17 protein-coding genes are annotated in these 24092 nt (G+C 60.1%); 2 read left to right on the top strand and 15 right to left on the bottom strand.

What is annotated here, in order from left to right:
- Positions 1-52 precede the first annotated feature (52 nt).
- A complete protein-coding gene (locus KUV41_RS10325; RefSeq protein WP_261395998.1) occupies positions 53-4054 on the top strand; it encodes a translocation/assembly module TamB domain-containing protein in 4002 nt (1333 codons plus the stop codon).
- A 54-nt stretch (positions 4055-4108) separates the two neighbouring features.
- Here KUV41_RS10325 and KUV41_RS10320 read toward each other — a convergent pair whose 3' ends face one another.
- From KUV41_RS10320 to can, 8 genes are all read right to left on the bottom strand, one after another.
- Complete coding sequence (locus KUV41_RS10320; RefSeq protein WP_261395997.1) at positions 4109-5143, bottom strand: hydrolase; 1035 nt, start codon at positions 5141-5143, stop codon at positions 4109-4111.
- A 147-nt stretch (positions 5144-5290) separates the two neighbouring features.
- Complete coding sequence (locus KUV41_RS10315) at positions 5291-6244, bottom strand: LysR family transcriptional regulator (protein WP_206938692.1); 954 nt, start codon at positions 6242-6244, stop codon at positions 5291-5293.
- A 120-nt stretch (positions 6245-6364) separates the two neighbouring features.
- Entirely contained in the window at positions 6365-7426 is a 1062-nt protein-coding gene (locus KUV41_RS10310; RefSeq protein ID WP_206939265.1) for an ABC transporter ATP-binding protein, read from the bottom strand.
- A gap of 20 nt (positions 7427-7446) precedes the next feature.
- Positions 7447-8469 (bottom strand): ABC transporter ATP-binding protein, encoded by a 1023-nt coding sequence (locus KUV41_RS10305; protein WP_222485970.1) that lies wholly within the window; start codon positions 8467-8469, stop codon positions 7447-7449.
- A gap of 10 nt (positions 8470-8479) precedes the next feature.
- Entirely contained in the window at positions 8480-9421 is a 942-nt protein-coding gene (locus tag KUV41_RS10300; RefSeq protein ID WP_206938697.1) for an ABC transporter permease, read from the bottom strand.
- The gene (locus KUV41_RS10295; RefSeq protein WP_206938698.1) at positions 9418-10464 is read right to left on the bottom strand and encodes an ABC transporter permease; all 1047 of its coding nucleotides are present in this window, start codon (positions 10462-10464) and stop codon (positions 9418-9420) included. Before KUV41_RS10295 ends, KUV41_RS10300 begins: the two co-directional genes overlap by 4 nt.
- Positions 10465-10564: 100 nt before the next feature.
- Positions 10565-12136, bottom strand: coding sequence for an ABC transporter substrate-binding protein (locus KUV41_RS10290; protein ID WP_206938699.1), 1572 nt, complete (start codon positions 12134-12136; stop codon positions 10565-10567).
- Positions 12137-12644: 508 nt separating this feature from the next.
- Positions 12645-13292, bottom strand: coding sequence for a carbonate dehydratase (can, locus tag KUV41_RS10285; protein WP_206938703.1), 648 nt, complete (start codon positions 13290-13292; stop codon positions 12645-12647).
- Positions 13293-13512: 220 nt separating this feature from the next.
- On the opposite strand from can, the gene gorA reads away from it, so the two are divergent.
- The gene (gene gorA / locus KUV41_RS10280; RefSeq protein ID WP_206938705.1) at positions 13513-14874 is read left to right on the top strand and encodes a glutathione-disulfide reductase; all 1362 of its coding nucleotides are present in this window, start codon (positions 13513-13515) and stop codon (positions 14872-14874) included.
- A gap of 295 nt (positions 14875-15169) precedes the next feature.
- On the opposite strand, the gene KUV41_RS10275 is transcribed toward gorA, so the two are convergent.
- From KUV41_RS10275 to KUV41_RS10245, 7 genes are read right to left on the bottom strand one after another with little or no spacing between them, the layout of a single operon-like run.
- Entirely contained in the window at positions 15170-15562 is a 393-nt protein-coding gene (locus KUV41_RS10275) for a hypothetical protein (RefSeq protein WP_222485968.1), read from the bottom strand.
- Positions 15562-18789: an RHS repeat domain-containing protein gene (locus tag KUV41_RS10270; protein ID WP_222485966.1), complete on the bottom strand. Its 3228-nt coding sequence runs from the start codon at positions 18787-18789 to the stop codon at positions 15562-15564. The genes KUV41_RS10275 and KUV41_RS10270 overlap by 1 nt, the downstream gene beginning before the upstream one ends.
- 48 nt (positions 18790-18837) lie before the next feature.
- Complete coding sequence (locus KUV41_RS10265) at positions 18838-19584, bottom strand: immunity 52 family protein (protein ID WP_261396011.1); 747 nt, start codon at positions 19582-19584, stop codon at positions 18838-18840.
- Positions 19585-19601: 17 nt separating this feature from the next.
- A complete protein-coding gene (locus tag KUV41_RS10260) occupies positions 19602-20348 on the bottom strand; it encodes a Tox-REase-5 domain-containing protein (protein ID WP_222485962.1) in 747 nt (248 codons plus the stop codon).
- Positions 20349-20351: 3 nt separating this feature from the next.
- Complete coding sequence (locus tag KUV41_RS10255; protein ID WP_222485961.1) at positions 20352-20705, bottom strand: hypothetical protein; 354 nt, start codon at positions 20703-20705, stop codon at positions 20352-20354.
- Positions 20693-21229, bottom strand: coding sequence for a DUF4123 domain-containing protein (locus tag KUV41_RS10250; protein WP_222485960.1), 537 nt, complete (start codon positions 21227-21229; stop codon positions 20693-20695). Before KUV41_RS10250 ends, KUV41_RS10255 begins: the two co-directional genes overlap by 13 nt.
- A gap of 28 nt (positions 21230-21257) precedes the next feature.
- Complete coding sequence (locus KUV41_RS10245; protein WP_261395996.1) at positions 21258-23984, bottom strand: type VI secretion system Vgr family protein; 2727 nt, start codon at positions 23982-23984, stop codon at positions 21258-21260.
- Between the last annotated feature and the right edge of the window lie 108 nt (positions 23985-24092).

Genomic DNA, 24092 nt, shown 5'->3' with positions numbered 1-24092 from the left:
CGCCAGCCCCTGCAATGAGGCTTCAATGAGAAAAGGACGCGCCCTCTGGGCCTTGACACGATTATTGATCTGGCTGCCGTTCAGCCTGATAGGTCTGGTGCTGCTGATTGTCGGCCTGGTGCTGAGTCCGTGGGGGACACGGATGGCCCTGGATCAGGGCAGTCGCATGGGCGTGCTGGAGTATTCGTCGGTCCAGGGAGCGTTGCTCGACAGCTTTGATCTTGAGGGTTTTCGACTGGAAGCGGGCAGTGTACGGGTGAGCGTCGACTCCCTGTCCCTGGCGTGGGCGGAGGACTGCCTGCTCAATGGTCGGCTGTGTCTCGACCACTTGCGCGTGTCAGGCACCGATGTGCGCCTGGGCGAGAGTGATCCGGTCGCCGAGCCTGAACCGGAGCCAGTGCCGTCCAACGAACCATCGGCGCCGCTATCGTTGCCATTTCCGGTCGAAATTCGCGAGCTGACGGTGAGCGACGTTGCGGTTCACCTGGCGGATGGGACGCAGCTGGCCTGGGAGAGCTTTACCACTGCGGCAGTAGCCGAAGGCGATACGCTGTCCGTCAGTCCCACGCGTCTGGCGGGTCTGCACCTGACGCTGCCATTGACGCCTGGGGCCATGCTGGCCCTCAGCGATGCGGAGCACGACGGTCCGAAGGTAAGCGCCGACGCCATTGATGCGGCGATCGCCGTTCGTTCTCCGTTGCCTAGCAGCGCTGCGGCAGAGCTGGAAGGTGCCGCCTCCAAGGCCGATGACATTCCTCTGGATCAGCGTGAACGGCTTGTCCTGCCCGAGGTCACTCTGCCCCTGGCCATCGAAGTGCCGGAGCTGGTGGTGGAGGACACTACAATCGATGGCGCCTTTGACTACCAGGTAGAGCGACTGGACCTGAGCCTGCAGGCACGGGGACAGGATGTCACGATTGAGCCGCTGGCCGTGGCCACCCAGGACGCCGATGCAGAGCTCCAGGCCAAGGCCACGCTCAGCGGCGACTACCCGCTAGAGGTTCGCTTTGCCGCGGACCTGTTCCTGCCCGAGTTGTTTCCCGCTCTTGATGGCGAGCGTGTCGAGCTTTCCGCCACTGGCAGTCTTGCCGAGCTGGAGCTCAATTTGACCACGACTGGCCCCGTCTCCACGCAGCTGGTCGCCCGCCTGGATGCCCTCGACCCGACGCTACCGTTCACCGCGGCCTTTTCCAGCCCACGTCTGCAATGGCCGTTGCCGGGCATGCAGCCGGCCCAGGCGGACGCCGAAGGGGACGAGACCGAAGCCACCGATGTCGATCCTTGGGTCGCTGAGGATATCGATCTGTCCGTCGACGGCTCCCTGACCGGATATCAGCTGAAGCTGGCCCTCGCGGCCGAGGGGCCTGATCTGCCGAGAACCACCCTGGCCGTCGATGGTCAGGGCGATCTGTCACACTTCTCCTGGGCACCGCTTGAACTCGCGCTGGAGGGAGCAGGGCAGCTGAGCACGCAGGGCAATGTCGACTGGTCGGATGGCGTAGCCGTGACCGCCACGGCCGCTCTGGACAACCTTAATCCTGAGCCTTTTGTCGAGGGTTTGAAGGGTAATCTGAGCGGCACCCTGGACGTCGCCTTCACCCAGCAGGACGAAGGTTGGGAAGTCGATGTTCCTGATATCGATATCCAGGGAACGCTGGATGATCGCCCCTTGTCCTTGGAGGCCGCGCTTGCCGGCAACAGTGCCATGCGCTGGGATATCGATCGCCTCGATTTCCGCCAAGGGGACAACCAGATTGAGGCCAAGGGCCAGGTCAGTGAAGCCCGCCTGAACGTGGATGCAGAGCTTGCCTTACCCGACATGGCCAGCCTGTATCCTGGGCTGTCGGGGCGTCTGTCTGGCAATATCCAGGCACGAGGCAGTCTTCGTTCACCACAGCTGGAGCTCGCCATCGAGGGTAGCGGTGTCGGCTATCAGGAAAACCGTGTTGGCGAGCTCGCCCTGGCCGGTCGTGTCCGCGGCCTCGATGACCCCCAGCTGGATGTGGGGCTGTCAGCACGCCAGGTAGACGCTGGCGGCCAGCGTTTCGAGGATATCGCCCTCGATCTGGATGGTCGCCTGTCCCAGCATCGACTGGAGCTCACCGTCGACGGCAGTGACGAAGGCCCGCTCAACCGCCTTGTGCTGGCCCTGGACGGTGCCATGAACGATGCCCGCGACCGCTACCGGGGAACACTGACGCCGCTGGAGATTACCTTGCCCCAGGGCGATATTGCACTGGATGGGCCACTGGCCTTCGATGCCAATCTGGCCCAGGGCTCTGTGCGCACCGATCCTTTCTGCCTCGCCCGCCAACAAGGTGGGGCGATCTGTATCAGCGAACCGCTCAGCGCCTCGGCAGATGCCGGCAAGCTGACCCTCGACATCAACGAACTGCCCATGGACCTGGTCAATGAGGCGCTGCCCGAAGGCTGGGCCATCGATGGCGATACCGGTGCGCGTGTGGTGGCAGGGTGGTCAGCGGGCGGCAGCCGCTGGCAGGCAGATGCGCAGCTCGACAGTGAAGTCAGCGTGACCGGTGTGGATGCCTATGGCCAGCCCTGGTCGGTGCCTGCCACACGGCTGTCATTGAATGCTGACGCCAGCGACGCCCGCGTCGATCTCAACGTCGATCTTTCCCTGGCCCAGAGCGGTGACATCACTCTGGCCCTGACGATCGACGATCCCGTGGGTCGTGGTGGACTGGACGGCAACCTGTCGATAGACGGCGTCAGCTTGTCACCGTATCGCCCCCTGGCAGCGGGACTGGATCAATTGGAAGGCACCTTGGCCGGCAACATTCGTATTGCGGGCAGCCGCGAGGCACCGGATCTCAGCGGGGAGCTGAGCTTGACGGGTCTCAAGGCTCACGGAGGAGACATCCCTGTCGCGGTGACGGATGGTCGCCTCAATATCGATCTGACCGGCGACAGCGCACGTATCTCTGGCTATGTCGATGGTGAAGAAGGGCGCCTCAACATCACCGGTAACGCCGCCTGGCCAGGCGGTAGCTGGGAAGCCAATGTGGCGCTGTCCGCGGTCCAGGACCCGTTGCTGGCCGCAATGCCTGCCTATGGCCGGCTCAAGCTGGCTCCTGACCTGACGATAACGGCCAACCCCACCCGCCTGCGTATTCGCGGTGAGGTGCGTATCCCCTGGGCCCGCCTCGACGTCGGTGAGGTGCCACCGTCGGCAGTGTCCCCAAGCAGTGACGAGATCATCATCACTCGCGAAATGGACGAGCAGGCCAGAGAGGCCGAGCGTCAGGCCGAAGAAGACCCGGTGGGTGCCTCCACCGCCCAGGCCATGGCGGAAGCGGGTATGGCCATCGATATCCGTATCAGACTGCTGCTGGGTCCTGACGCCCGTTTAAGTGCCTATGGCTTGCAGACGGAGCTGGCCGGCGACCTGGAAGTGCGTCAGAACGCCGGTCCGCTGCAGCTGTTCGGGGATGTCAGCCTGGTCGACGGCCGCTTCCGGGCCTACGGCCAGGATCTGCAGATCCGCCAGGGTAAGGTGATCTTCGCCGGACCGCCTAGCGTGCCGACGCTGGACTTTGAGGCCATTCGCAATCCAGCCACCACCGAGGACGGCGTGGTGGCAGGTCTCAAGGTGACCGGGACTGCCAGCCAGCCGGACCTGGAGATCTTCTCCGAACCCGCCATGGACGAGTCCCGTGCTCTGTCCTACGTGCTTCGCGGACGCGCCCCTGATGACAGCGGTGACGCCAGCGGTGCGCTTACCTCGGCACTGATCGGCTTGACCTTGGGTAAGACAGGTGGCGCCGTCGGCGCCATGGGTGAGGCCTTCGGCATCCAGGACCTGTCACTGGATACCTCCGGTAGTGGTGAAACCAGTCAGGTGGTCGTCAGCGGTCGCCTGACCGATCGCCTTGAGGTCGGCTATGGCGTGGGTATCTTCTCGCCCATCGCCGAACTCACGCTGACCTATCAGCTGTGGCGAAGCCTGTACCTGGAGGCGGTATCCGGTGCTGCCCAGGCGGTTGACCTGATCTACACCTGGAGCCTGCCGGGCAACCCGCCGGAGCTGCAGTAAGCGCTGTGCAACAACCCAGCAGAAGCCCCGACCAAGGTCGGGGCTTCTGCTGTTTCAGGTCAGGGACAGCTCCTGCAGATAACGTTCCAGTCGCTTGCCTAACCAGTAATCGGGGCGGTAGCCGTCTCCGGGCGCCATGAACCCCACATGCCCCCCTTGCTCCGCCAGCTCCATGGTGACCATGGGGGAGCGCTGCGGAAAACGATCGATCAGATCCGCCGGCATGAACGGATCATCCTTGGCGTGGAGCAGCAGCGTCGGCACTTGAATGCGATCCAGCACGGGACCGCTGGAGGCCCTGGTGTAGTAGTCCTCGGCATCACGAAAGCCGTGCAGCGGTGCCGTGATCAGGTCGTCATAGTCGCGCAGGCGCTTGAGCTTTCTTACTTGTTCCGCCGTCGCGACAAGGGGAAGCTCCCCGCGCTCCAGTCGAGGCAATACCTTGCGCTTCAGTGATCCGAGCAGATGGCGTTCGTAGACCCGCGAGAAGCCTTCGCCCAATCGTTGGGCGCATGCGGCAAGGTCCAGCGGCGCGCTGATGACCAAGGCCGCATGAAGACCCAGTGCATCACACTCTGGTTCGGCCAATAGCCGCAGTAGCATGTTCCCGCCCAAGGAGACGCCGGCAACGACCTTGGGCGCCCCGGGAAAGCGCCGAGATAGGCTATCCAGTAAAACCCGAGCATCCCCGGTGTCGCCGCTGTGATACGCCCTGGGCAGGCGGTTGGGTCGACTCCCACAGCCTCTGAAATGCATCAGCAGCGGGCGATAGCCCTGGTCTCTGGCCGCCGCCAGCAGATCGTGGGCATAGGGAGAACCCATGCCTCCCTCAAGGCCATGGAACAGCACAAACAGAGGGGCCTGCACATCCGGCGGTTCAGGCGTCACCCATGCCAACTCAACTTCATCACCGTCCGGCAGCGTGAAGAATTCCTGGCGCCACTCAACCCGTTGCGGTCGCAGCAGGCGGGGTAATAGCGTCTGTACATGGGGGTTGGATAGCCATCGAGCGGCACGAAAACGAGAGGGTACCAGGCTTGCCGAGCCATCGGCGTTGATCGACGCAGAGTCGGCTGTGGGTTGGGGCAAAGGAATATCTCCAGTCAGCCAGCGGCGCTGCAGTGACCGCTGACATTCACGTCAAGGTGTCCTGTGGCTAAAGTCCTGGCAGTAACCCAACGATCATTTACCTGCCAGGAATCAGCAAGACTACATCAGGAAGGCTACATCAGAAGACTAGGGCACCAGCGCCCGTGCGCGCAGGACTTGCCACGCGGTATCGACCGCTGCACGTCGTGTCGTGAGATGTCGGTAGAGTCGAATATCAAAGCTCACGACCCAGCGCTCATCTCCTGCAGGCACCAACTCGCCGCTCGCGAGGGCCTGGGACAAGCTGCGTTCTGGCAACCACCCTAGGCCATAGCCAAGGCTGACCAGTTCTCGGATATTGCCACTCTGAATGCTCTCGTTGAGCACTGTCAGGGTGGGGGAATCTCCCAGTCGATCAAGGTGGGCGCGTATCGCCGCATCGATCATGCCTCGAGGATGATAGGCGATCAATGGCAAGGAACGCCCCTTGCCAGATTCCTTGCCGATCCCTTTACCCGCGTCGTTGCCGCCTCCGAGAGCGAACCTGGGCTGGCCTCGGTCATCGGCAAGGCTGACGGGAATGAAGCGTTCACGCCCGATGACGCAGTAGTCGGTATCCTCATTGGCCAGTTCCAGCGGGCTGCCCGTGGTCGGCCAGTAGCATAACGCCAGGTCGATTTCCCCGGAGGCCAAGCCCTGGAAGTAGTCACCCACCAGCCAGGCGGTGGCACGCAGATAAGGCTGTATGGGCGGTGGTTCGCGCCAGTGCTGAAGCCATTGTGGCAGGAATTGGGCAAGTAGGCTCTGGGGCGCACCGAGACGCAGCTGTCCTGCCTGCTCCTCCGCCATCTGTGCCAGTCTCTGACGAGTCTGGTCGACGCGTCGGGTCACGTCGTGGCACATGCCGAGAAAGGCCTCACCCGCGGGCGTCAGTGATAGCGGCAGGGTCTGGCGATTGATCAGCGTCGTGCCCATCTCCTCTTCCAGCAACTTGATGCGGCGAGAGAAGGTAGGTTGGGTCACATTTTGCTCTTCGGCGGCGCGAGAAAAGTGTCGCGTACGGGCCAAGGCGAGAAAATCTTCCAGCCAACGTATTTCCATGGAAGGGTCACCTGTCCAGCAATGCGACGATTGTGCCAGATAACGTCATGCCGGGCGTACCCGGCATGACGAAAACGGAGGTACTACGACTGCCACAGACGTCATAGCAAAAGGCGGGCATCACGTAAGACGACCTTCCTCGACACCATGGCAGGCCACTTGCCCGCCGTCATCCGTGGCGATCAACGTCGGGATTTCCCGACGGCAGCGATCATTGGCATGGGGACAGCGGCCGTGGAACACGCACCCCGAGGGCAGATTGACCGGCGTCGGCACTTCCCCCTGCAACCGCAGGTGCTGGGGACGGTCGTCTTCCAGTCGTGGAATCGCCGACATCAGGGCCTGGGTGTAGGGGTGGCGTGGGCGAGCAAACAGCGTCGCCGTAGGTGCTACCTCACAGACCCGGCCCAGATACATCACGGCCACCCGAGTGCCGAAATGTTCCACCACTGCCAGGTCGTGGGTAATGAACAGATAGGTGAGATGATGCTCGCGCTGTGCCTCCATCAACAGATTGAGCACCTGAGCCTGGATCGAGACATCCAGCGCGGAGATCGGCTCATCGGCAACGATGAACTCAGGATCTACCGCCAGTGCCCGAGCAATGGCAATACGCTGTCGTTGGCCTCCGGAAAACTCATGCCCATAACGGGAACCCCAATCCGGGGCGATGCCGACCGATGACATGACCTCGTGGACCTTCTCGACCACCTGAGCTGGCTTCCAGTCGGGATGATGCAGACGGATGGGTTCTTCCAAGGTCTGCTGAATGGTCATGCGCGGGTTCAGCGAGGCGTAGGGGTTCTGGAAGATCATCTGCATGCGCTGACGGTAGGGCAGCAGTGCCTTGCTATCCAGATGGTCGATACGCTCTCCGGCGTAGCGAATCTCACCGGCGCTGGGTGTCAGCAGTCCCATGACCGTGCGTGCCACGGTGGACTTGCCGCAGCCCGACTCGCCGACCACGCACAGGGACTCACCGCGGCGAATATCGAGGTCAACGCCGTTGATGGCATGCACGTGATGCTGTTCACGCACAATACGCCCTCGCCGGAACTTGAGCTGTTCAAGAAAGTCACCGGACAGCGAGAAACGCTTCTCCAGCCCCCGGATCTCGAGCAGGCTATCACCGCCTGGGGCGGGCTCACGCTGAGTCGACGCATCCTGGTGCATCGGCGCCATGGCGGCTTGAGTCGTCTGGCTCATGAGTTTTCCTCCCTGACCTCGATGCGCTCGGCATCCTGCATCTCGGCTACCATGTGGCAGGCCACCTGACAGTTGCCGGAGCTGACGAAGGCCGGTATCTCAGTCTTGCAGCGACTGCGCTCACTGCCGTCCTGACGGGTTGCAAAGTCACAGCGTGGATGAAACGGGCAGCCGCTCGGCAGCTGGCTCAACGACGGCATGCTGCCGCGAATCTGGTTGAGCCGTTCTCCCGGCGTCGCCATTTGCGGCAAGGCATTGATCAGACCCTGGGTGTAGGGATGCTGGGGGTCGTTGATGATTTCTCGGGTCGGGCCTTGCTCAATGACACGCCCGGCATACATGACCAGCATGCGCTGCGTGACCTGGCTGACCACCCCCAGATCATGAGTAATCAGGATCAGGCCGACGTTATGCTTTTCGCAAAGCTCGAGCAGCAGCGCCATGATCTCTGCCTGGATCGTGACATCCAGTGCCGTCGTCGGCTCATCCGCGATGATGATGTCCGGGTCCAGCAGCAGGGCGATGGCAATGATGATGCGCTGACGCATGCCCCCAGACAGTTCGTGGGGATATTGATCCAGTCGTTTCTCTGGAGAAGGGATCTGCACCTGTTCGAGCTTGCGCAGGGAAATGGCGCGAGCCTCGCGGCTGGAGATACGGCGGTGGGCCTTCAAGCACTCCACCATCTGCTCGCCGATCGACAGCACCGGATTGAGGGTCATCATCGGATCCTGAAAGATCATCGAGATCCGGTGGCCACGAACCTTGCGTAGCTGGCGGTCGCTGAGTCCCGTCAGCTCGAGCCCGTCAAAGGTGATGCTGCCCCCCGCAATGTAGCCGGGCTTGGCAATTAGGTTCAGTAGGCTGAAAGCGGCAACGGACTTGCCAGCACCTGATTCCCCCACGATGCCCAGGCGTTCACCACGGTCCAGGCTGAAGCAGACGTCGCGCAGCGCCTTGACGTCGCCCTGACGAAGGGCGAAGCGCACGTCGAGATGATTGACGTCGAGTAGTGCCATGGTTGTCCTCCTAGCCCTTGTACAGTCGTGGATTGAGCACGTCGCGCAGCCAATCGCCGAGCAGGTTGATGACCAGCACCAACACCACAAGTACAAGGCCTGGGATCAGGGTGATCCACCAGGATCCCGACTGGATGTAATCGAAACCGGACTTGATCAGCGAGCCAAGGGAAGGCTGCGTCTCGGGCATGCCAAGCCCAAGAAAGGACAGCGCAGCTTCGGAGATGATGGCATTGGCCACCTGGACCGTTGAGATGACAAAGATCGGTGACAGGGTGTTGGGCAGGATATGGCGGAACATGATGCGTCGACTGCGCAAGCCCATGACCCGCGCTGCATCCACATATTCCTTGGACTTCTCCGCCAGCACCGAGGCACGCACGGTACGCGCATATTGTGGCCATTCCGCGAGGCCGATGATCAGCACCAGCAGCCACATGGCGTAGTCCGAGTAGGTGGCTCCGCCAAAGATCGCCTTGAACAAGGCGCCAACCACGATGGCCACCATCAGCGTGGAGAAGGACAGCTGAATATCCGCCAGGCGCATCAGGAAGGCGTCGACGCGCCCGCCCAGATAGCCGGCCAATAGCCCGAAGCACACGCCCAGGGCTGCCTGCAAGGCCACCGCACCGAAACCAATGACCAGCGATACCCGCATGCCATAGAGAATGGTGGACAGCATGTCGCGGCCCTGGGAGTCGGTACCCATCAGATACTGGGGGTCGGCCCCATCGATCCAGAAGGGCGGTAGTTCTGAGGCCAGAATATCGATCTGGGCAAGGTCATAGGGGTTGGCCGGGGCCAGCCATGGGGCCAGCAGGGCAGCGAGGACCATGACGACGAACACCAGCAGGCTGACCTGGGCGATCACATCGCGTTTGAAACTGTACAAGAGGTAGGAGTCGCGAAACCGCTCCCACCGAGTGCTGGTCGCAGTGCTGTGGGTGCTCATGCGGGCTTACCTGTCAGCTTGACGGTGGGGTTGACCAGGCCGTAGACCAGATCGACCAGAGTATTGGTGATCACGAAGATCAGGCCGACGATCATCAGGTAGGTCACGATCAATGGGATGTCCGAGCGCTCGATGGCATCGAGGAACATCAGGCCCATGCCGGGCCACTGGAACACCGTCTCGGTCAGAATGGTGTAGGCCACCAAGGTGCCGATCTGCACGCCACCAACGGTGATGACCGGCAGCATGGTGTTCTTGAGCGCATGCAGGAAGTAGATGCGACGCATCGAGATTCCCTTGGCACGGGCGAACTTGACGTACTCGGACTGCAGCACTTCCAGCATTTCTGCACGAATCAGGCGAATGAACAGCGGCAGCATGATCGACGCCAGGGAAATCGCCGGCAGCACCAGGTAGGTCAGGCCTTCCAGGGAAGCGAAGTTGGTGCTCCAGGTACCGAACACATGGACAGGATCACCACGTCCATAGGCCGGCATCCCGCCTTCGGTAGACACTAGCCCGTTAAGCCAGGCGCCCCAGCCAGTGTCGGCCGGAAAGGGGGTGAAACTCACGCCAATGGCAAACAGTTGAATAAGCACAATGGCGGTGAGAAACACCGGGATGGAGATACCGATGATCGACACCCCCATAAAGAACCGGGACAGCCAGGCGCGAGGCTTGATGGCGCTGTAGACCCCAATGGGAACCGACAGGGCGATGATCAACAGGGTGGCGGCGAAGACCAGCTCAAGCGTGGCTGGAAGGTGGCGCAGGATCACCTCGGTGGTCGGCTCGTTATAGACGTAGGAATAGCCGAAATCAAACTGGGTGGCATTGGCAGCAAAACGCAGATACTGCACGAAAAACGGATCGTTGAGGCCCAGTTCCTCACGCAGCGCTTCACGCTCGCTCTCGGGTACCGATTGTCCGACCATCTGCTGGATCGGGTCACCCAGATTGTCTTGAATGGCGAAGGCAATCACGCTGATGACGAACATCACCAGCAGCGCATGAAAAAGGCGCTTGATCAAAAATGCGATCATTTGGCGTTACCAGGGTACAGGCCCTCAGCTCCGCGAGGTTGTCACGAAGCTGAGCGCACTGAATGGGAGCGAAGGGCACCAGGGTGCGGTGCCCGTAGGCTTACTCTTCGTTGATGACCAGGTCACCCAGATAGGGGAAGTTCAGCACGTTGACCACCGGCTCGATGTCGACATTGGCGGCCGAGGCCCAGGCCAGGTCCTGCCAGTGCAGGGGAATGAAGGCGGCATCGTCGTACAATCCCTGCTCCAGCTGTTGCAGCATCTCGCCACGCTTCTCGAGATCCAGCTCCAGGTTGGCGTCGACCATGAGCTGGTCGAGTTCCGGGTTGCAGTAGTTGCCCGCATTGTACTGACCCGCCCCGGTGTCGGCGTTGGGGCATTCGGTCAGGTACTGGTGGAAGTTGGCGGAATCCTCGGTATCCGAGTGCCAGCCAATCATCATCATGTCGGCGGCGCGGTCGTCGTACTCTCCCCAGTACTGGGCTTTGGGCAGGGTCTTGAGGTCCACGGTGACGTTGATGCGAGCCAGCATGGCGGCAACCGCCTGGGCGATCTTGGCATCGTTCACGTAGCGGTTGTTGGGCGCCATCATGGTGATGGAGAAACCGTCCTCATAGCCTGCTTCGGCCATCAGTTCCTTGGCCCGGTCCAGGTCGAAGCGCGGCTCGAGCTCCGGGTTGTGGCCGGAATAGCCGTCAGGCGAGAACTGGGCAGCCGGGGTGGCAAAGCCTTTCATCAGGCGATCGGCGATGCCTTCCTGGTTGATCGCGTAGACGAAGGCCTGGCGCACGCGGGGGTCCTGGAACGCCTCGACCCGGTCCTGGTTCATGTGGAACAGGATGATGCGAGTGCCGGACATGGTCACCAGGTTGGTGTCTTCGTCACTCTCGATGCGCTCGAGATCGTTGGGCGGCACCGGAGCGATGAAGTCGACATCGCCGGACAGCAGGGCGGCCACACGGGTGGCATTCTCGCTGATCGGCGTCAACGTGATGTTATCGACGTTACCCGGAGACTCGCTGTCCCAGTAGTCATCAAAGCGCTCGAAGTCGACCCTGACCCCCTGCTGGCGGTTGGTCACCTGGAATGGGCCGGTACCCGACACATTGCGCGAGGCATAGGAGTTACCGTTCTTGACGATCTCATCCTTGGCCTTGCCGTCCTCTGTCTCACCAGAGTAGAACTGGCTATCCATCGGGAAGATATAGGTCGCCATGTTGAGGAGCAGCGGGTTGGGCCGCTTGGAGACAATCTCGACGGTATGATCGTCAATGACATTGACGGTTTCGATGGGCTCGAAGATGGCCTTGAAATCGCCGCTTTGCTTCAGGCGATCAACGGTCCAGGCGACGTCTTCCGCGGTGAATGGGTTACCGGAGTGGAAAGTGACGCCTTCGCGCAGGGTGATGCGCATGGTGGTGTCGTCGATCTGTTCCCAGTCGGTCGCCAGGCGAGGCTCGAACTCGAAGTCCTTGGTCCAGCGCACCAGCGGGTCAAAGACCATGTGTGACAGCTGCAGGATACCGCCAGACAGCTGCTCGTGGATGTCCAATGACACCGGATCGGCGTCATAGGCCATACGCAGGGTAGTCTCAGCGACTGCCGCCTGAGGCAGGGCAGCCGTCAACATGGCCGCGCCCAGAGCGCTGGCCAGAAGGGTCTTCTTGAACATGGAAGGTGGTCCTGCTTGTTATTGAGGTTGTTGTAATGGCTAGTCGGACGCTTGGCGCAATTGGCACATGCCGCCTAGTCAATGTCCACCAACAACATAGTGAGATGTGCCGTTTAAACACAATCGAAATTCTGATAACCCCCATGCGAGGATTGAATAGAACACGATGCATGTCATGCAGGCAGGAAGGGTGAAGGGCCACGGTAGCCACGCAGGGTCCGCTTATAGTGCCTTGTGGTTCACCCGTTGGGTCTTCGCGTCATACCGGAAACCGAAGACCCTGTGGGCGGGATGCTCGCTGAAAGAGAGCGCTAGTCATGGGTGAGCCGCCTATGGACGACCTGCTATCAGCAGTTGCACTCGTCGCAGTTCGTCTTTCACGGTTCTCCTGGCAGCACGACCTTCCACAGCGAATTCATACTGATGACGCACGAGAAAACCCCGCTCGGCGAAGGCCAGGCGGGGTAGTGCACCAAGCTGACGACATCGTAGCTGGTCGGAGGGGTGATCAATCCTGCGACGGGGTGACGCGATCGATCCGATAGAGTTGGGCAACCTGATCGAGGCCGTGGACACTGCACTCCAGGTCCGTCACCCGGCCGTCGCTGAGGCCATAGACCCAGCCGTGGACCGACAGCTGCTGTCCGCGCTGCCAGGCACGCTGAATGATCTTGGTGCGGCAGAGCGTCTTGACCTGCGACTGGACGTTCAATTCACACATACGGTCGACCTGCTCATCCAGCGGCAGCTGCTCGAGCTGAGGGCGGTGCATGCTGTACAGCTCACGTACGCTGTGCAGCCAGTTGTCCACCATGCCATTCTCGCCACCGGTCACTGCCGCACGCACGCCGCCGCAGTTGTAATGACCCACGATCATGATGTGACGTACCTTCAGCACGTCGACGGCAAATTGCACGACCGACAGAGCATTCATGTCGTTGTGATAGAGCAGGTTGGCAACGTTACGGTGGACGAACACCTCACCCGGAGGGAGATCGATGATCTGGTTGGCCGGCACGCGGCTATCCGAACAGCCAATCCACAGGTACTCGGGGCTTTGCTGCTGGGCCAGACGAGAAAAGAAGTCGGGGTCATCCTGGCAGACCTTGTCAGCCCAAGCCCGGTTTCTTTCAAGGAGGTTGTCGATATCACTCATGTTCTTTCCCCGTCTGTGCGAATGGTGACTAAAGTGGTGCATGTTTTTACCCCCGTCGGCCAAGGTGGTCAAGCACCCTCCCGGGGTAAGCGTACCGCTGGTATCATGGCAGCCTGCCGCCGCGAGCGGACCATCTGTCCTCTCCGGTGTCCTCAACCTGGCTATTCGTAGGCGAGGACGTTGGAGCGAGCTGACGAGAATCGGATTTCAGGAGACGCAAGTGTCACAATACGACTACGACCTCTTTGTCATTGGTGCCGGCTCTGGCGGTGTACGCGCGGCGCGCACCGCAGCAGCAACAGGAGCCAAGGTGGCCGTCGCTGAAGATCGCTACCTGGGTGGCACCTGCGTCAACGTAGGCTGCGTACCGAAGAAGCTGTATTCCTACGCCGCCCATTTTCATGAGGCCTTCGATGATGCAAGGGGCTTCGGCTGGGAGCTCAATGAAGCCCCCAGTTTCGACTGGAACACGCTTCGCGACAACAAGATCGGGGAGATAAAGCGTCTCAACGGTATCTACGGCAAGCTGCTCGACAACGCAGGTGTGCGCCTGATCAATGGCCGCGCCAAGGTGGTCGACGAGCATCGTGTCGAGGTCGCAGGTGAAACCATCAGCGCCGAGAAGATTCTTGTGGCGGTGGGTGGCTGGCCATGGGTGCCGCCGTTCCCGGGCAGTGAGTTGGCCATGAACTCCAACCAGATCTTCGACCTGGACCACTTCCCTAAGCGTTTTCTGGTCCTCGGTGGTGGCTACATCGCCGTCGAGTTTGCCAGCATCTTCAACGGCCTGGGCGCGGATGCCCATCTGGTGTATCGCGGGGAGCTGTTCCTGCGCGGCTTTGACCAGGAGGTCCGCGAATTCACTCGGGACGAGATGGCCAAGAAGGGCGTTAACCTTCACTTCAACACCAACATCGAGTCTCTCGAGAAGGTCGAGGGCGGCATCAAGGCTACCCTGACCAACGGCGATGTACTGGAAGTGGATGCGGTGCTGTCGGCCACCGGTCGTAAGCCTCACCTGGAAGGCCTGGGACTGGACCGTCTTGATATCGCCCTCAACGAGAATGGCTCGATCCAGGTGAACGATCGCTTCGAGACGTCGGTGCCGTCCATTCTGGCGCTAGGCGACGTCACCGGCGGGCCGGAGCTCACCCCGGTGGCCCTGGCCGAGGCCATGCACTTGGTTGCTCACCACTATGGGGACGCGCCCAAGGCACCGATGAACTACGACAACATCGCGACAGCGGTGTTCTGTCACCCGAATATTGGCACCGTCGGCTTGTCCGAAGAAAAGGCACGTGAGATATACGGCGATATTCGTGTCTACACAGCCGACTTCCGTCCGATGAAGCACACCCTGTCCGGCAGCGATGAGCGCTGTCTGATGAAGCTGATCGTCGATGACAAGAGCGACGTGGTGGTGGGCGCCCATATGGTCGGCGAAGAGGCTGGTGAAGTCATTCAGGGCATCGCCATCGCCGTGCGTGCCGGACTGACCAAGGCCCAGTTCGATGCCACCGTTGGCATTCACCCCACCGGCGCAGAAGAGTTCGTGACCATGCGGACTCCCACCCGCACTTGAGGCATCGACTGTAGCGGCAACGCGGACAGCACTGGCTCACCTCTATAAGGCACCTTCGGGTGCCTTTTTTGTTCGATGCTTTGTAGGGATACGGCCTATGTATGCGGGGAGGGAGGCCACTTCAGATAGGTCTTCGAGTTGAAGCCAGACACTAGGCCATTGGTTTACCACTCAAGATGCTAGACAACGTTATATAGGCGACCCGTGTTCAGCGATCGCTCTGGATCGACGAACCTTGATCAGGGACTGACTCGGCTCAGTTGTTTGACACAGTTATTTTAATTCGAGTCAATCATCATGACACTATACTCGAATCATATCCTTTGCTGTATTTTTCGCATTTCCTTTCAACAAATTGAAAGCCTACTAGTGCGCTTCCTTTAACGTACACTTCACCAGCAAAATTTTTGTTTTTTACATAGTAGTAGGACACAAAATCATCGTCTTTGTATTTTTTTAGTGCGTTTATCAGCTCATTCATTCCAAAAGCATAAATACCTTTGTTTTTAGTTGTTTCTCTTCTAGCCAGAGCTTGCTCTCTAGCAAAACGTACTGATGAGCTCCTAGGGTTCTTTCCGAACAGACATGCCGACTGAGAATTTACAACCTCCCTAGCTTTTGTTGCAAGCTCACACGGCGGCACCTCTTCTATTAACGTTCTTATGAAGTCGAATTCTGCAGAGCTCATTATAAACATCCTTCTCTAGTGACTTTTACATTTCTACGTGTACCTTCTTGAAGCATTTCTGTTTCTCCCCAGTCATTAATGTGAGACCATCCCCACGACCAGGATTCTCCATCGGTGGGAGCTCCTTGCGGAACACTCAATAAGACTCCTCCCGAACCGTCTTTGTTAGCATGCTGCAGTGCTAATTCTTTGTTGGGCGTCCAGGATACATATTGGCTGTCACCTGTCATACCTCCCTCGGCATGCTGCTCAGGGGTCAATGAGGCACTAGGGTTAGCCGGTCTGACAGTTCCACGTTTTGCATCATCAATAGCAGGATGATTAGCACTAACTCCTCGATAAAGGCATCGACAACACCCACTCAACCCCAGCGGATCCACCCAGCCCGTCGGGTTGGGGGCGTAGAGGTAGAGGTTATCACCTCCCGCCAGGCCGATGGGGTCCTGGGTGGTGAAGCGACCTATCTCTGGATCATAGTACCGATGGCGGTTGTAGTGCAGCCCGGTTTCTTCGTCGTGATACTGCCCCTGGAAGCGGAAGGGGTTGTCGGTTTGGGCTTTATTGCCCTGGCCGTCGCTGGTGTGACGCAGCTTGCCCCAGGCGCGGTACTGGCCGACCCAGGCGAGCTGTCCGTCTTGGGTGGTGAGCTCCAGTGGGGTGCCCAGGTGATCAGTCTGCAGGTAGTAAAGGGTAGGCTCGCCGGGTTGGGTGTCGTGATACAGCAGAGTGTCGTCGGTGCCCGTGCGTATCGTGACCGGCACGGCGTGATAGTGCCGCTCGATCTTCGCCGCGGGAATAAAGCTCTCTGGCTCGAACAGGTAGCTGGCCTGATGCACCGGGGTCATGGTGTGGTTGACCAGATCGTAGCGGCATTGGGCCACCGGCAGGGCGTAGGGCCGCTCGGGGTTCTCTGAGGTTAGCTCCAACGGCTGGCGTCCCGGCACGTACCACAGGGCGGTGTCAAAAGGGGTCTGTGCACGGCCTTCGAAGCGTTCTTCGCCGATCAGCAGGTCTCCGTCCCAGGTGAACACCGTTAGTTCAATGGTGGTGTGGTCTAGGGTGGTGTAGCCAGGCTCCGACGGGTTGCGCTTGGCGCTGCCGGCCCGCTCGACCCGCTTCCAAATACGTCGTCCCAGGCCGTCGTAGGCGTAATGGGCACGCAGTATCGGCGGGGTGTCATCGCCTGCCGCCGGGGCGCTGCGGTAGTGGCTGGCCTCGATCAGTCGGTGTTCGGCGTCGTACTGGTAGTGCCAGGTCTCGCCATTGGGCGAGATACGCCGGGTCAGGTTGCCATGTGGGTCGTAGTGGTAGTGGGTGCCTGCATAGCGCTTGAGCAGGTTGCCCATGGCCGGGGAGAGCTTGGGGCTTCCGGGATAGCCGACGCGCACGAACTCTTCGGTGCCGCCGTCCAGATGGTCACGACGACGCTCGCTCCACCAGCGGGTGGCACCGTTGGGGCTGGCGGGGTGAGACGTAGGCTGCTTGGTGGTGTCTGCAGTGTCTGCCGGGTCGATCAGATTACCTGCCGGATCAAAGGCAAATACTTCCTCCAGCCCTGGCGCACTGGCTTGACGCAGTCGGCCCAGCGGATCGTAGCCGTAGCGAGTGGTGCCACGCAGGCTGTCATCCACCTGGCTAAGCAGGCCATTGGCGCTGTAGTGCCACTGACGGGTGAGCGTGCGGCCCTGGGCGGGCTGGCCTTGAGGAGAGCGGGGCGTGCGAATCTGCTGCTCGATCAGGCGTCCGACCGGGTCATACGCCGAGTGAATCTCCTGGGCCCCCTGACGACGGCGAATATCCCGATGCAGGTCGTCACGCTCGAAGGCGATCAGTTCCTGCTGATCCAGGCTCATGGCATGCACGTGGCCGGAGCCATAGCGCAGCCAGGCCAGGGTCTGGCCGTTGGGCAGGCTGGTGGTCTCGCGGTGGCCGAGGACGTCGTAGGTATGCCGGGTGACGCTGGCATACTCCCCACCGGTCGGCAGTTGATGACGCTGCACTTCGGCGATCAGGTTGTCGGCGTGGTCGAAGTGGAAGCGGGTCTCACTGCTCGGATTGGCGGCCCGGGCCAGCCGCCCGAGCAGGTCATAGCCATACTGGGTGATGAATTCGGCCTGTTGGCCGATGCGGGTCTTGCGCTCCAGCACGCGGCCCAGGTTGTCGCGCTTGAAGGTCATCACCTGGTCGCTATCAACGCGCTCGATCAGCGCGCCACCGGCGTCGTAGCGGTACTTCAGCGTGCGTCCGTCGAAGCCGGTTTCTTCGATCAGTCTGCCGCCGCCGTCATAGACAAACTGCCAGCGATCCCCGTTATGGTTGGTCAGCGCGCTAAGCCTCAACAGGCGGTCGTAGTCGTAGCGAAAGCGCTGGCCCATGGGATCGAGACGCTCGATCGGCATGCCCTTGCCATTGTAGCGGTAGCGGGTGCGCTGGCCGGTCGGGTCCTGGTACTCGGTCAAGCGGCCGTCACCGTTGTAGCTGAAGTGTTCCACGGCGCCGTCGGGGTGCTGGGCACTGAGCACCAGGCCGGTCGGGTCGCAGGTATAGCGTGTCTCGTGGCCTGCGGCATCACGTCGCTGGGTCAACAGGCCGCGATGGTCATAGGCAAAGGTGGTGGTTTTACGCGAGCAGTCCGATGCGCTGATCAGTCGCCCATGGGCGTTCCAGGCATAGTGGTAGGTGTTGCCGGCGGCGTCGGTCATGGCCGTCAACAGGCCACGCTCGTCGTGTTCAAAGGTGGTGGTGCGCCCGTTGGGGGCAATCTCCTCCAGCGGCAGACCGCGCTCATCAAAGCGCATCTGGCGTGCGCGCCCATCCGGCTCGGTGACCTTGATGGGAAGCCCTTGGGCGTCATACTCGATGCGGGTGGTCAGGCCCTGGGGATCGGTAATCTCGATCAGCCGTCCGCGGTCATCGTAGCGATAGTGGCTGGTGCGGCCTTCACCATCGATATGGCGGCTGAGGCGACCGTGTTCATCCCAGCGCCAGTGCTCGCTGCCAAGCTCTGGGTGGAAGGGGTGAGTGATCGACTCGATCTGGTTGTGATAGTTGTAGCGGTAGTAGGTGATGATGCCGTCGGCGTCGGTGACCTTGGTGTACCACAGGCCCCGGTGGTACTCGAAGCGGGTGTCTTCACTGCCGTCTTCCAGACGATTGCGGATACAGCGGGCGTCATGGGCGGAGGGCAGGGCACCGTCGGCCTTGCCCGGCCAGTCCCACTCCAGCATGACGGCCAGGCCATCGCGATGGGTGTAGCGCGTGACCAGATGGTGATACTAGCGCTGGCGTTCTGGCAGCAGTCCCATCTGCAGTAACGTCGTCTCCGTCATTTGGCTTTTTTCCACGTGTTCTGGCTTGGTGGTATCGAAGCGTTCCTCCGTCGTGACGATGAGTGTGCCAACATCAGGAAGGTACTCATCATAAGCAAGAAACGGCAGTTGGCCTGAAATATCAACGTCCGGCACTACCGCCATCCAGCCAACATGGCGCCTATGGGGGAATACTCTATGTTTCATGTATGAGAGCGGACATGCGCTAAGCCAAATAGGCTTTTGAACATTGGAAATTGCGGTGCATATTCTTGTAAACGCTATCATTTCATGACGCCCTTCGTGATTTTTGAGCGCTTCTATTTCCAGACTAAAGCGGGCTAGTCTATGTTCAGTGCCGCCAGATAAAGAACTAAAAACAGTTTGTGATCCTTCTCTTTCATTTGCTGGTCCTTGTGCCGGAACTTTCTGAGACCAAGCGTGAAAAGTAATTCCTTTGATGTTTCGGCGTGGAATGGTTCTATCTAGCTTCATTGTTCTTATTGAGCTTGTTATGATCTGCTCTTTTTCCTTTGGCAGGTCTAGGTACACAACCTCACTTGGTGTGGCCTTGGCAAGATAGAACCATTCGTTGAGGACGGGGTCTATACCTGTTGTTGAATTATTTAAGTTCATCCATGTTTCATATACGCTGTCAGGGTCTGCTTGATTTATACACTGATAAAAAAATAGAGTTACATGTATTGGCTCCATCACATTAGTTCTCCTAATTATTTTTTATTTGGCATTAGATCTGAGTATGGAAGGAAGTAACACTCGATTTTCATATCTCTTGACTCAAACATATCGAGAAAGTAGAGATAGACTGATTGTGCTGAGAAGTACCACCTAAGTGTAGCCAGAGGTTTACTTCCGGCTATTGCATCAACTTGGGCCTGGGCTTCAGTAATGAAATTTCTTATTGTGGTTATCATAAAAGGTACTTTGCCTTCGCGTATGATTCCATTTTCATCTATGGAAAGAAATCGCTCATACCCCTTCTTAGCTTCCACCAAGGTGCATGAGCTGGACCAGAATCCATCAAAATCCACTCCGTTATATCTCCATTCTTGGATTCTTCCACCGACCATGTTGAAGAAAGGACCTCCCCCCATATTGGCAATATACAGCTGGTAGAAGACCCAATCACCACCGCCTACATGATAGTTTCGATTAAGTGGCTGGTGAATATAACCGTCTCTTGGCTTGCAGTCGTTACAATCCTCGCACTCTTCGGTACGCGTGCCAACATCAGTTGTCGAGCCAGGAATAGACTCAGCGTCTTGGGACTGGTCCTGACTCTCCTCCGTCCCTCCCTCGGTGGTTGGCCCGGCGATATCACCAAAATCTTCAAGATCCTCCAGATCTGTCTCATCGTCGATAACGATAGCTATATATACTGCCACCGCGGCGGCTGTTACCACCTCCGCCGCCTTCTCCGCCAGCCATACAGCAATGGGGAATGCTGGTGCGGCCATGTATTATCTCTCTCTATTCAAGGTAGGGCGAAATGCCAATAACGCAAAAAGATCCATGGCGACCAGGTCTGGCGTATCGCTGCTTGTCTGAAAGTGCTCTTTCATGTATGCAACATTGCGAAGCTTGGGGGCGCTAACACCATAAAGCATGTACTTGAAAACAAGGGCTTTCTTGGTGAGTCCGAGATCAACAGCAAGGGCATATCCCTCGCTCAGTCGTAATGACAGGGTGTCGTGGCCAAGCTTGTCGTAGATGCGAGGCAGTTTTTGCCGGAAAGTGTCCAGGGCATCTTGCACCATGACGTCTTGATCGGGAATCCGCAGTCGCCGTTCCTGCTCTGTTGTCAGTTGAAGCATGCGAGTCTTCCTTGACGATCGAAGAGCTTCCGCTGGTCATTCAGCCGAATACCCCAGTAGTGAACCGGACCCATTAGCGTGGTGATTTGTTCTGGCGTCAGTAGGTGCATCAGGCGTTGCCAGACGCAGGGGTCGTAATAGCGCAGCAGGGCCAGTCCGCCGTCGGGCAGCTGCATATCCAACTGAGCCTTGAGGTGGCGATAGAGCGTGCGTGCGCCATCGGTATCGACCCATAGCCAGGAAAGTGCCTGGGTGTGTTGGTCCAGGGCAATAAGGTGGTCCCGCTCGGTGGCAGCAAGATCGTTCCAGGCAATCAGGTGAGGTGCGATATGGACAAATGCACCCTCTGGCGTTGCCTGAAACAGACTGCGGGTTCGCTCCTGGTCATGCAGGTTCAGCACGAAGCGCTGGGTGGATGACGATATCGACATATCGACCAGCACGTAGCCGACCAGAGCTTCCGCGTGCGCCTTGGCGAGTATCTTGAGCAGCAGGGGGTCTGCCTGCATATAGGTTGGGTACACCCAGACCTCCTTGTCGATGGTGATAATGTCAGCGGCGTAGATAGGTGCTGTGCTGGGTTGCTGCATCCAGCAAACAGCTATAGCAAATGGCCTTTCTTGGCAGTTGATCGAGGGGATAGCTGAGACTCGCAGGCCCCCCAAACAGGTGCTGCCCGCCCTTGACGTCGATCAGCCCCGGCGCATGAATCTCGATATCGCCGCCCTTGAGGCGGATATAGCCCCCGCCGCTGGTGAGCAGAATCTCTTCGGCAGCGGCGATGTGAACGGCGTCCTCGGTGGAGGTGATGGTGACCTTCTTCTCGGCGGTCAGGGCCATCTCATCAGACTGGGCCTGGACATCGACCTTGCCCTGGGCGGCGAACAGCTTGATGCCGGCGCGCTGGACAAACAGCGAGAGTTTCTCGGACAGCGAGCCGATCAGGCTACGCCCGGCCGCCAGGTTGATGTCTTCACCGCTGGTGATGCTGAGCGACTTGCCTTGCACCAAGTGCGTCGACTGCGGCGTGCTGGCGGCGATACCGGCAGGGGAGGCCAGATGCAGCCAGGGCGCCTTGAGGCTGCCGGCCTCACCCTGGCCGCCTTGGCTTGCACTCTGTGCGCTGCTGCCATCGAAGCGGTCTTTGTTGGTGCTGGCGGGTCGGCCATGGCGCCCCTGAGCATCGTCGCTGGCCTTGTACAGATCATTGAGGCTTGCCAGCGGTTCGGCCTGATGGTCAACGGCGCTGTCGCTTAGCGTATCGGCAAGCTGCCAGGCGGCTTGCAGTTCACGCCAGGCCGGTGACAGGTCGAGCTGTTCACCGCCTGCCCCCAATTGGCCCCAACTGGTCAGCAGCAGGCCCTCGTTGGCGCGTACGGCGCCATAGGCGTCGGTGCGCAGCTCAAAGCCGGTACCGCGAAAGTCGCCGCGCGTATTGCCCTGCTGGTGAATCAGATAGCCCAAGTTGAGTTGGCTCTTGGCATGTTCGGAATTGAGCCGCACTCGCTCCTGATCGGTGGCATCGTCAAACACCAGCTCGTTGTACTTGCCACCCCGGTAGGTCTTCGACTTGAGGCCGGACAGCAGGCCGTTGGAGTGCCACTCGGGTCGTTCGTCACCGTTGTAGAGGCGCCCGGTGATCAGCGGACGATCCGGGTCGCCCTCGAGGAAGTCGACGATGACCTCCTGACCGATGCGCGGCACGAACACCCCGCCCCAGCCGGCGCTGGCATTGGGTGAGGCGACACGCACCCAGCAACTCGACTGGTCGTTATGGGTGCCTTCACGGTCCCAATGAAACTGCACCTTGACCCGGTTGAGCCGGTCGGTGTGGATCTCTTCCCCTTCAGGACCGACCACGATGGCGGTCTGGGGCCCGCCCACGACGGGCCGGGGGTGGTCCAGGGTCGAGCGGTAGGGCAGGAGCCGGCGCTGGGCCTCGAAGTCGACCAGAAAGTGGCCGGTGCCGGCGCGCTGATAGTCATCGCGGTGAAGGCTGTCGTCTTCCAGGCCGTGGGCGCGACGGGCGTCCGTCAGCCCCTGCTGCAAACTGCCCGGCAGGGTAGAGAGGTGAGCCGACACCGGCAGGGCGTTCTCGGCGTACAGCTTCAGCGCCAGCACCAGAAACTCGCGTTCGCTGGCATCACCTTGGTCATGCTGGTGGTGCTGGGTCAGGGTGAAATGGCCGCCGACCTGCAGCTGGCGAGCGCCACCGGCACCAAAGAAGCGCTTGGCGCGGGATTCCAGCGCCTCGAGGCGGTTGACGCCAAGGCGCTCCCCCCGACCATGGGCCGCATAGTAGTACTCGCCGGGAAAGTCATAGACCTCATTGGCAGGCAAATTGCCCTGAGCGCGGATGGTGTGCTGAGCGTTGGTGGTATCGCGCCGCGGGTGCTTGTAGTCGAAGGTGGTCAGGCTGACCCGCGTCGGCTGCTGGACCCGCATGCCGCCCCACTGGGTGATGGCGTCCTCGGCCTCGGTCGCTGCCTGGCGATGAAAGCGAATGGTCTGGGGGGCGACAGCGGGGCAGGTCATCACATCGTCGGTGATCACCAGGCGGTGGCTGACCTCGCCTGCGCCCCTGGCGCTGTCGGAGGACGCATTGGTAAAGGGGTGGTGCTCGAAATAGTAGAACAGACCTTCCTGTTCCATCAGGCGGTTGACGAAGTGGTAGTCGCTCTCCCGGTACTGCACGCAATAGCTGCGGGCGGGGTAGTCCCGGCGCAGGTCGAAGCGATAGCCCCCCTTGGCCACAGTGTGCCCGTCGAACACCGTCTCGATGATCTCGACCACCGTCTTGTCCTGAAAGATGCGGCTGTCGAGGCCAAGGCTGAGCATCGCCAGCCAGGGTACCAGCTCGAGCTGGTAGTAGAAGACGCCGCCGTCTTCACCGAGCAGGGCGGCGGATTCCACCAGTCCGGAAAGCTGGCGGTATCTCCCGTCGGCCTGGCGAATCTCCAGCGTGGCGGGTTGGGCGATCAACGACTTGAGTTCGAAATCACCACGCTGAGCGATCACGTCCAGGCGATAGCGATAGGGACGCGACAGCACTTCCTCCCCGACCAGGCGATGGGGAATCAGAGCATGGCGGGATGAGGAATGACCGGATAGCTGAAGCTTGAGCAGCCGGTGGTCCTGGGTCAGGGGGACGTCAAAGGCGGCCAACAGATCATGTAAGCGGCGGGAGGAGAAAGGAGCATTCGTGCCAGGGTGATCAGAAGCGTCAGAGTTATCGGAAGTGCCAGAAGGCGGCTGACCGGAGGAGGGAGGCATCCACATGTCAGTGCCCTCCCGCCTTACCGTCATCTACGAGGACACAGCCCACCCAGTGGACATTTCCCAAGCGACATGAACGCGACAACAACGGCATGCGAGATCCTCCCTGAC

Source organism: Halomonas sp. DP8Y7-1 (genome assembly GCF_019801685.1).
Lineage (GTDB): Bacteria > Pseudomonadota > Gammaproteobacteria > Pseudomonadales > Halomonadaceae > Halomonas > Halomonas litopenaei_A.
The sequence above is the reverse complement of the archived record's forward strand: the minus strand, read 5'-3'. Positions and strand labels throughout refer to the sequence as shown.

Excerpts from the sequence above, each read along its gene's own strand:
- KUV41_RS10315 (WP_206938692.1), bottom strand. The coding sequence starts at position 6,244 with ATGGAAATACGTTGGCTGGAAGATTTTCTCGCCTTGGCCCGTACGCGA.
- can (WP_206938703.1), bottom strand. The coding sequence starts at position 13,292 with ATGAGTGATATCGACAACCTCCTTGAAAGAAACCGGGCTTGGGCTGAC.
- KUV41_RS10295 (WP_206938698.1), bottom strand. The coding sequence starts at position 10,464 with ATGATCGCATTTTTGATCAAGCGCCTTTTTCATGCGCTGCTGGTGATG.
- KUV41_RS10270 (WP_222485966.1), bottom strand. The coding sequence starts at position 18,789 with ATGCTGGAGTGGGACTGGCCGGGCAAGGCCGACGGTGCCCTGCCCTCC.
- KUV41_RS10260 (WP_222485962.1), bottom strand. The coding sequence starts at position 20,348 with ATGGCCGCACCAGCATTCCCCATTGCTGTATGGCTGGCGGAGAAGGCG.
- KUV41_RS10245 (WP_261395996.1), bottom strand. The coding sequence starts at position 23,984 with ATGTGGATGCCTCCCTCCTCCGGTCAGCCGCCTTCTGGCACTTCCGAT.
- KUV41_RS10305 (WP_222485970.1), bottom strand. The coding sequence starts at position 8,469 with ATGGCACTACTCGACGTCAATCATCTCGACGTGCGCTTCGCCCTTCGT.
- KUV41_RS10255 (WP_222485961.1), bottom strand. The coding sequence starts at position 20,705 with ATGCTTCAACTGACAACAGAGCAGGAACGGCGACTGCGGATTCCCGAT.
- KUV41_RS10265 (WP_261396011.1), bottom strand. The coding sequence starts at position 19,584 with ATGGAGCCAATACATGTAACTCTATTTTTTTATCAGTGTATAAATCAA.
- KUV41_RS10300 (WP_206938697.1), bottom strand. The coding sequence starts at position 9,421 with ATGAGCACCCACAGCACTGCGACCAGCACTCGGTGGGAGCGGTTTCGC.
- KUV41_RS10275 (WP_222485968.1), bottom strand. The coding sequence starts at position 15,562 with ATGAGCTCTGCAGAATTCGACTTCATAAGAACGTTAATAGAAGAGGTG.
- KUV41_RS10290 (WP_206938699.1), bottom strand. The coding sequence starts at position 12,136 with ATGTTCAAGAAGACCCTTCTGGCCAGCGCTCTGGGCGCGGCCATGTTG.
- KUV41_RS10310 (WP_206939265.1), bottom strand. The coding sequence starts at position 7,426 with ATGGCGCCGATGCACCAGGATGCGTCGACTCAGCGTGAGCCCGCCCCA.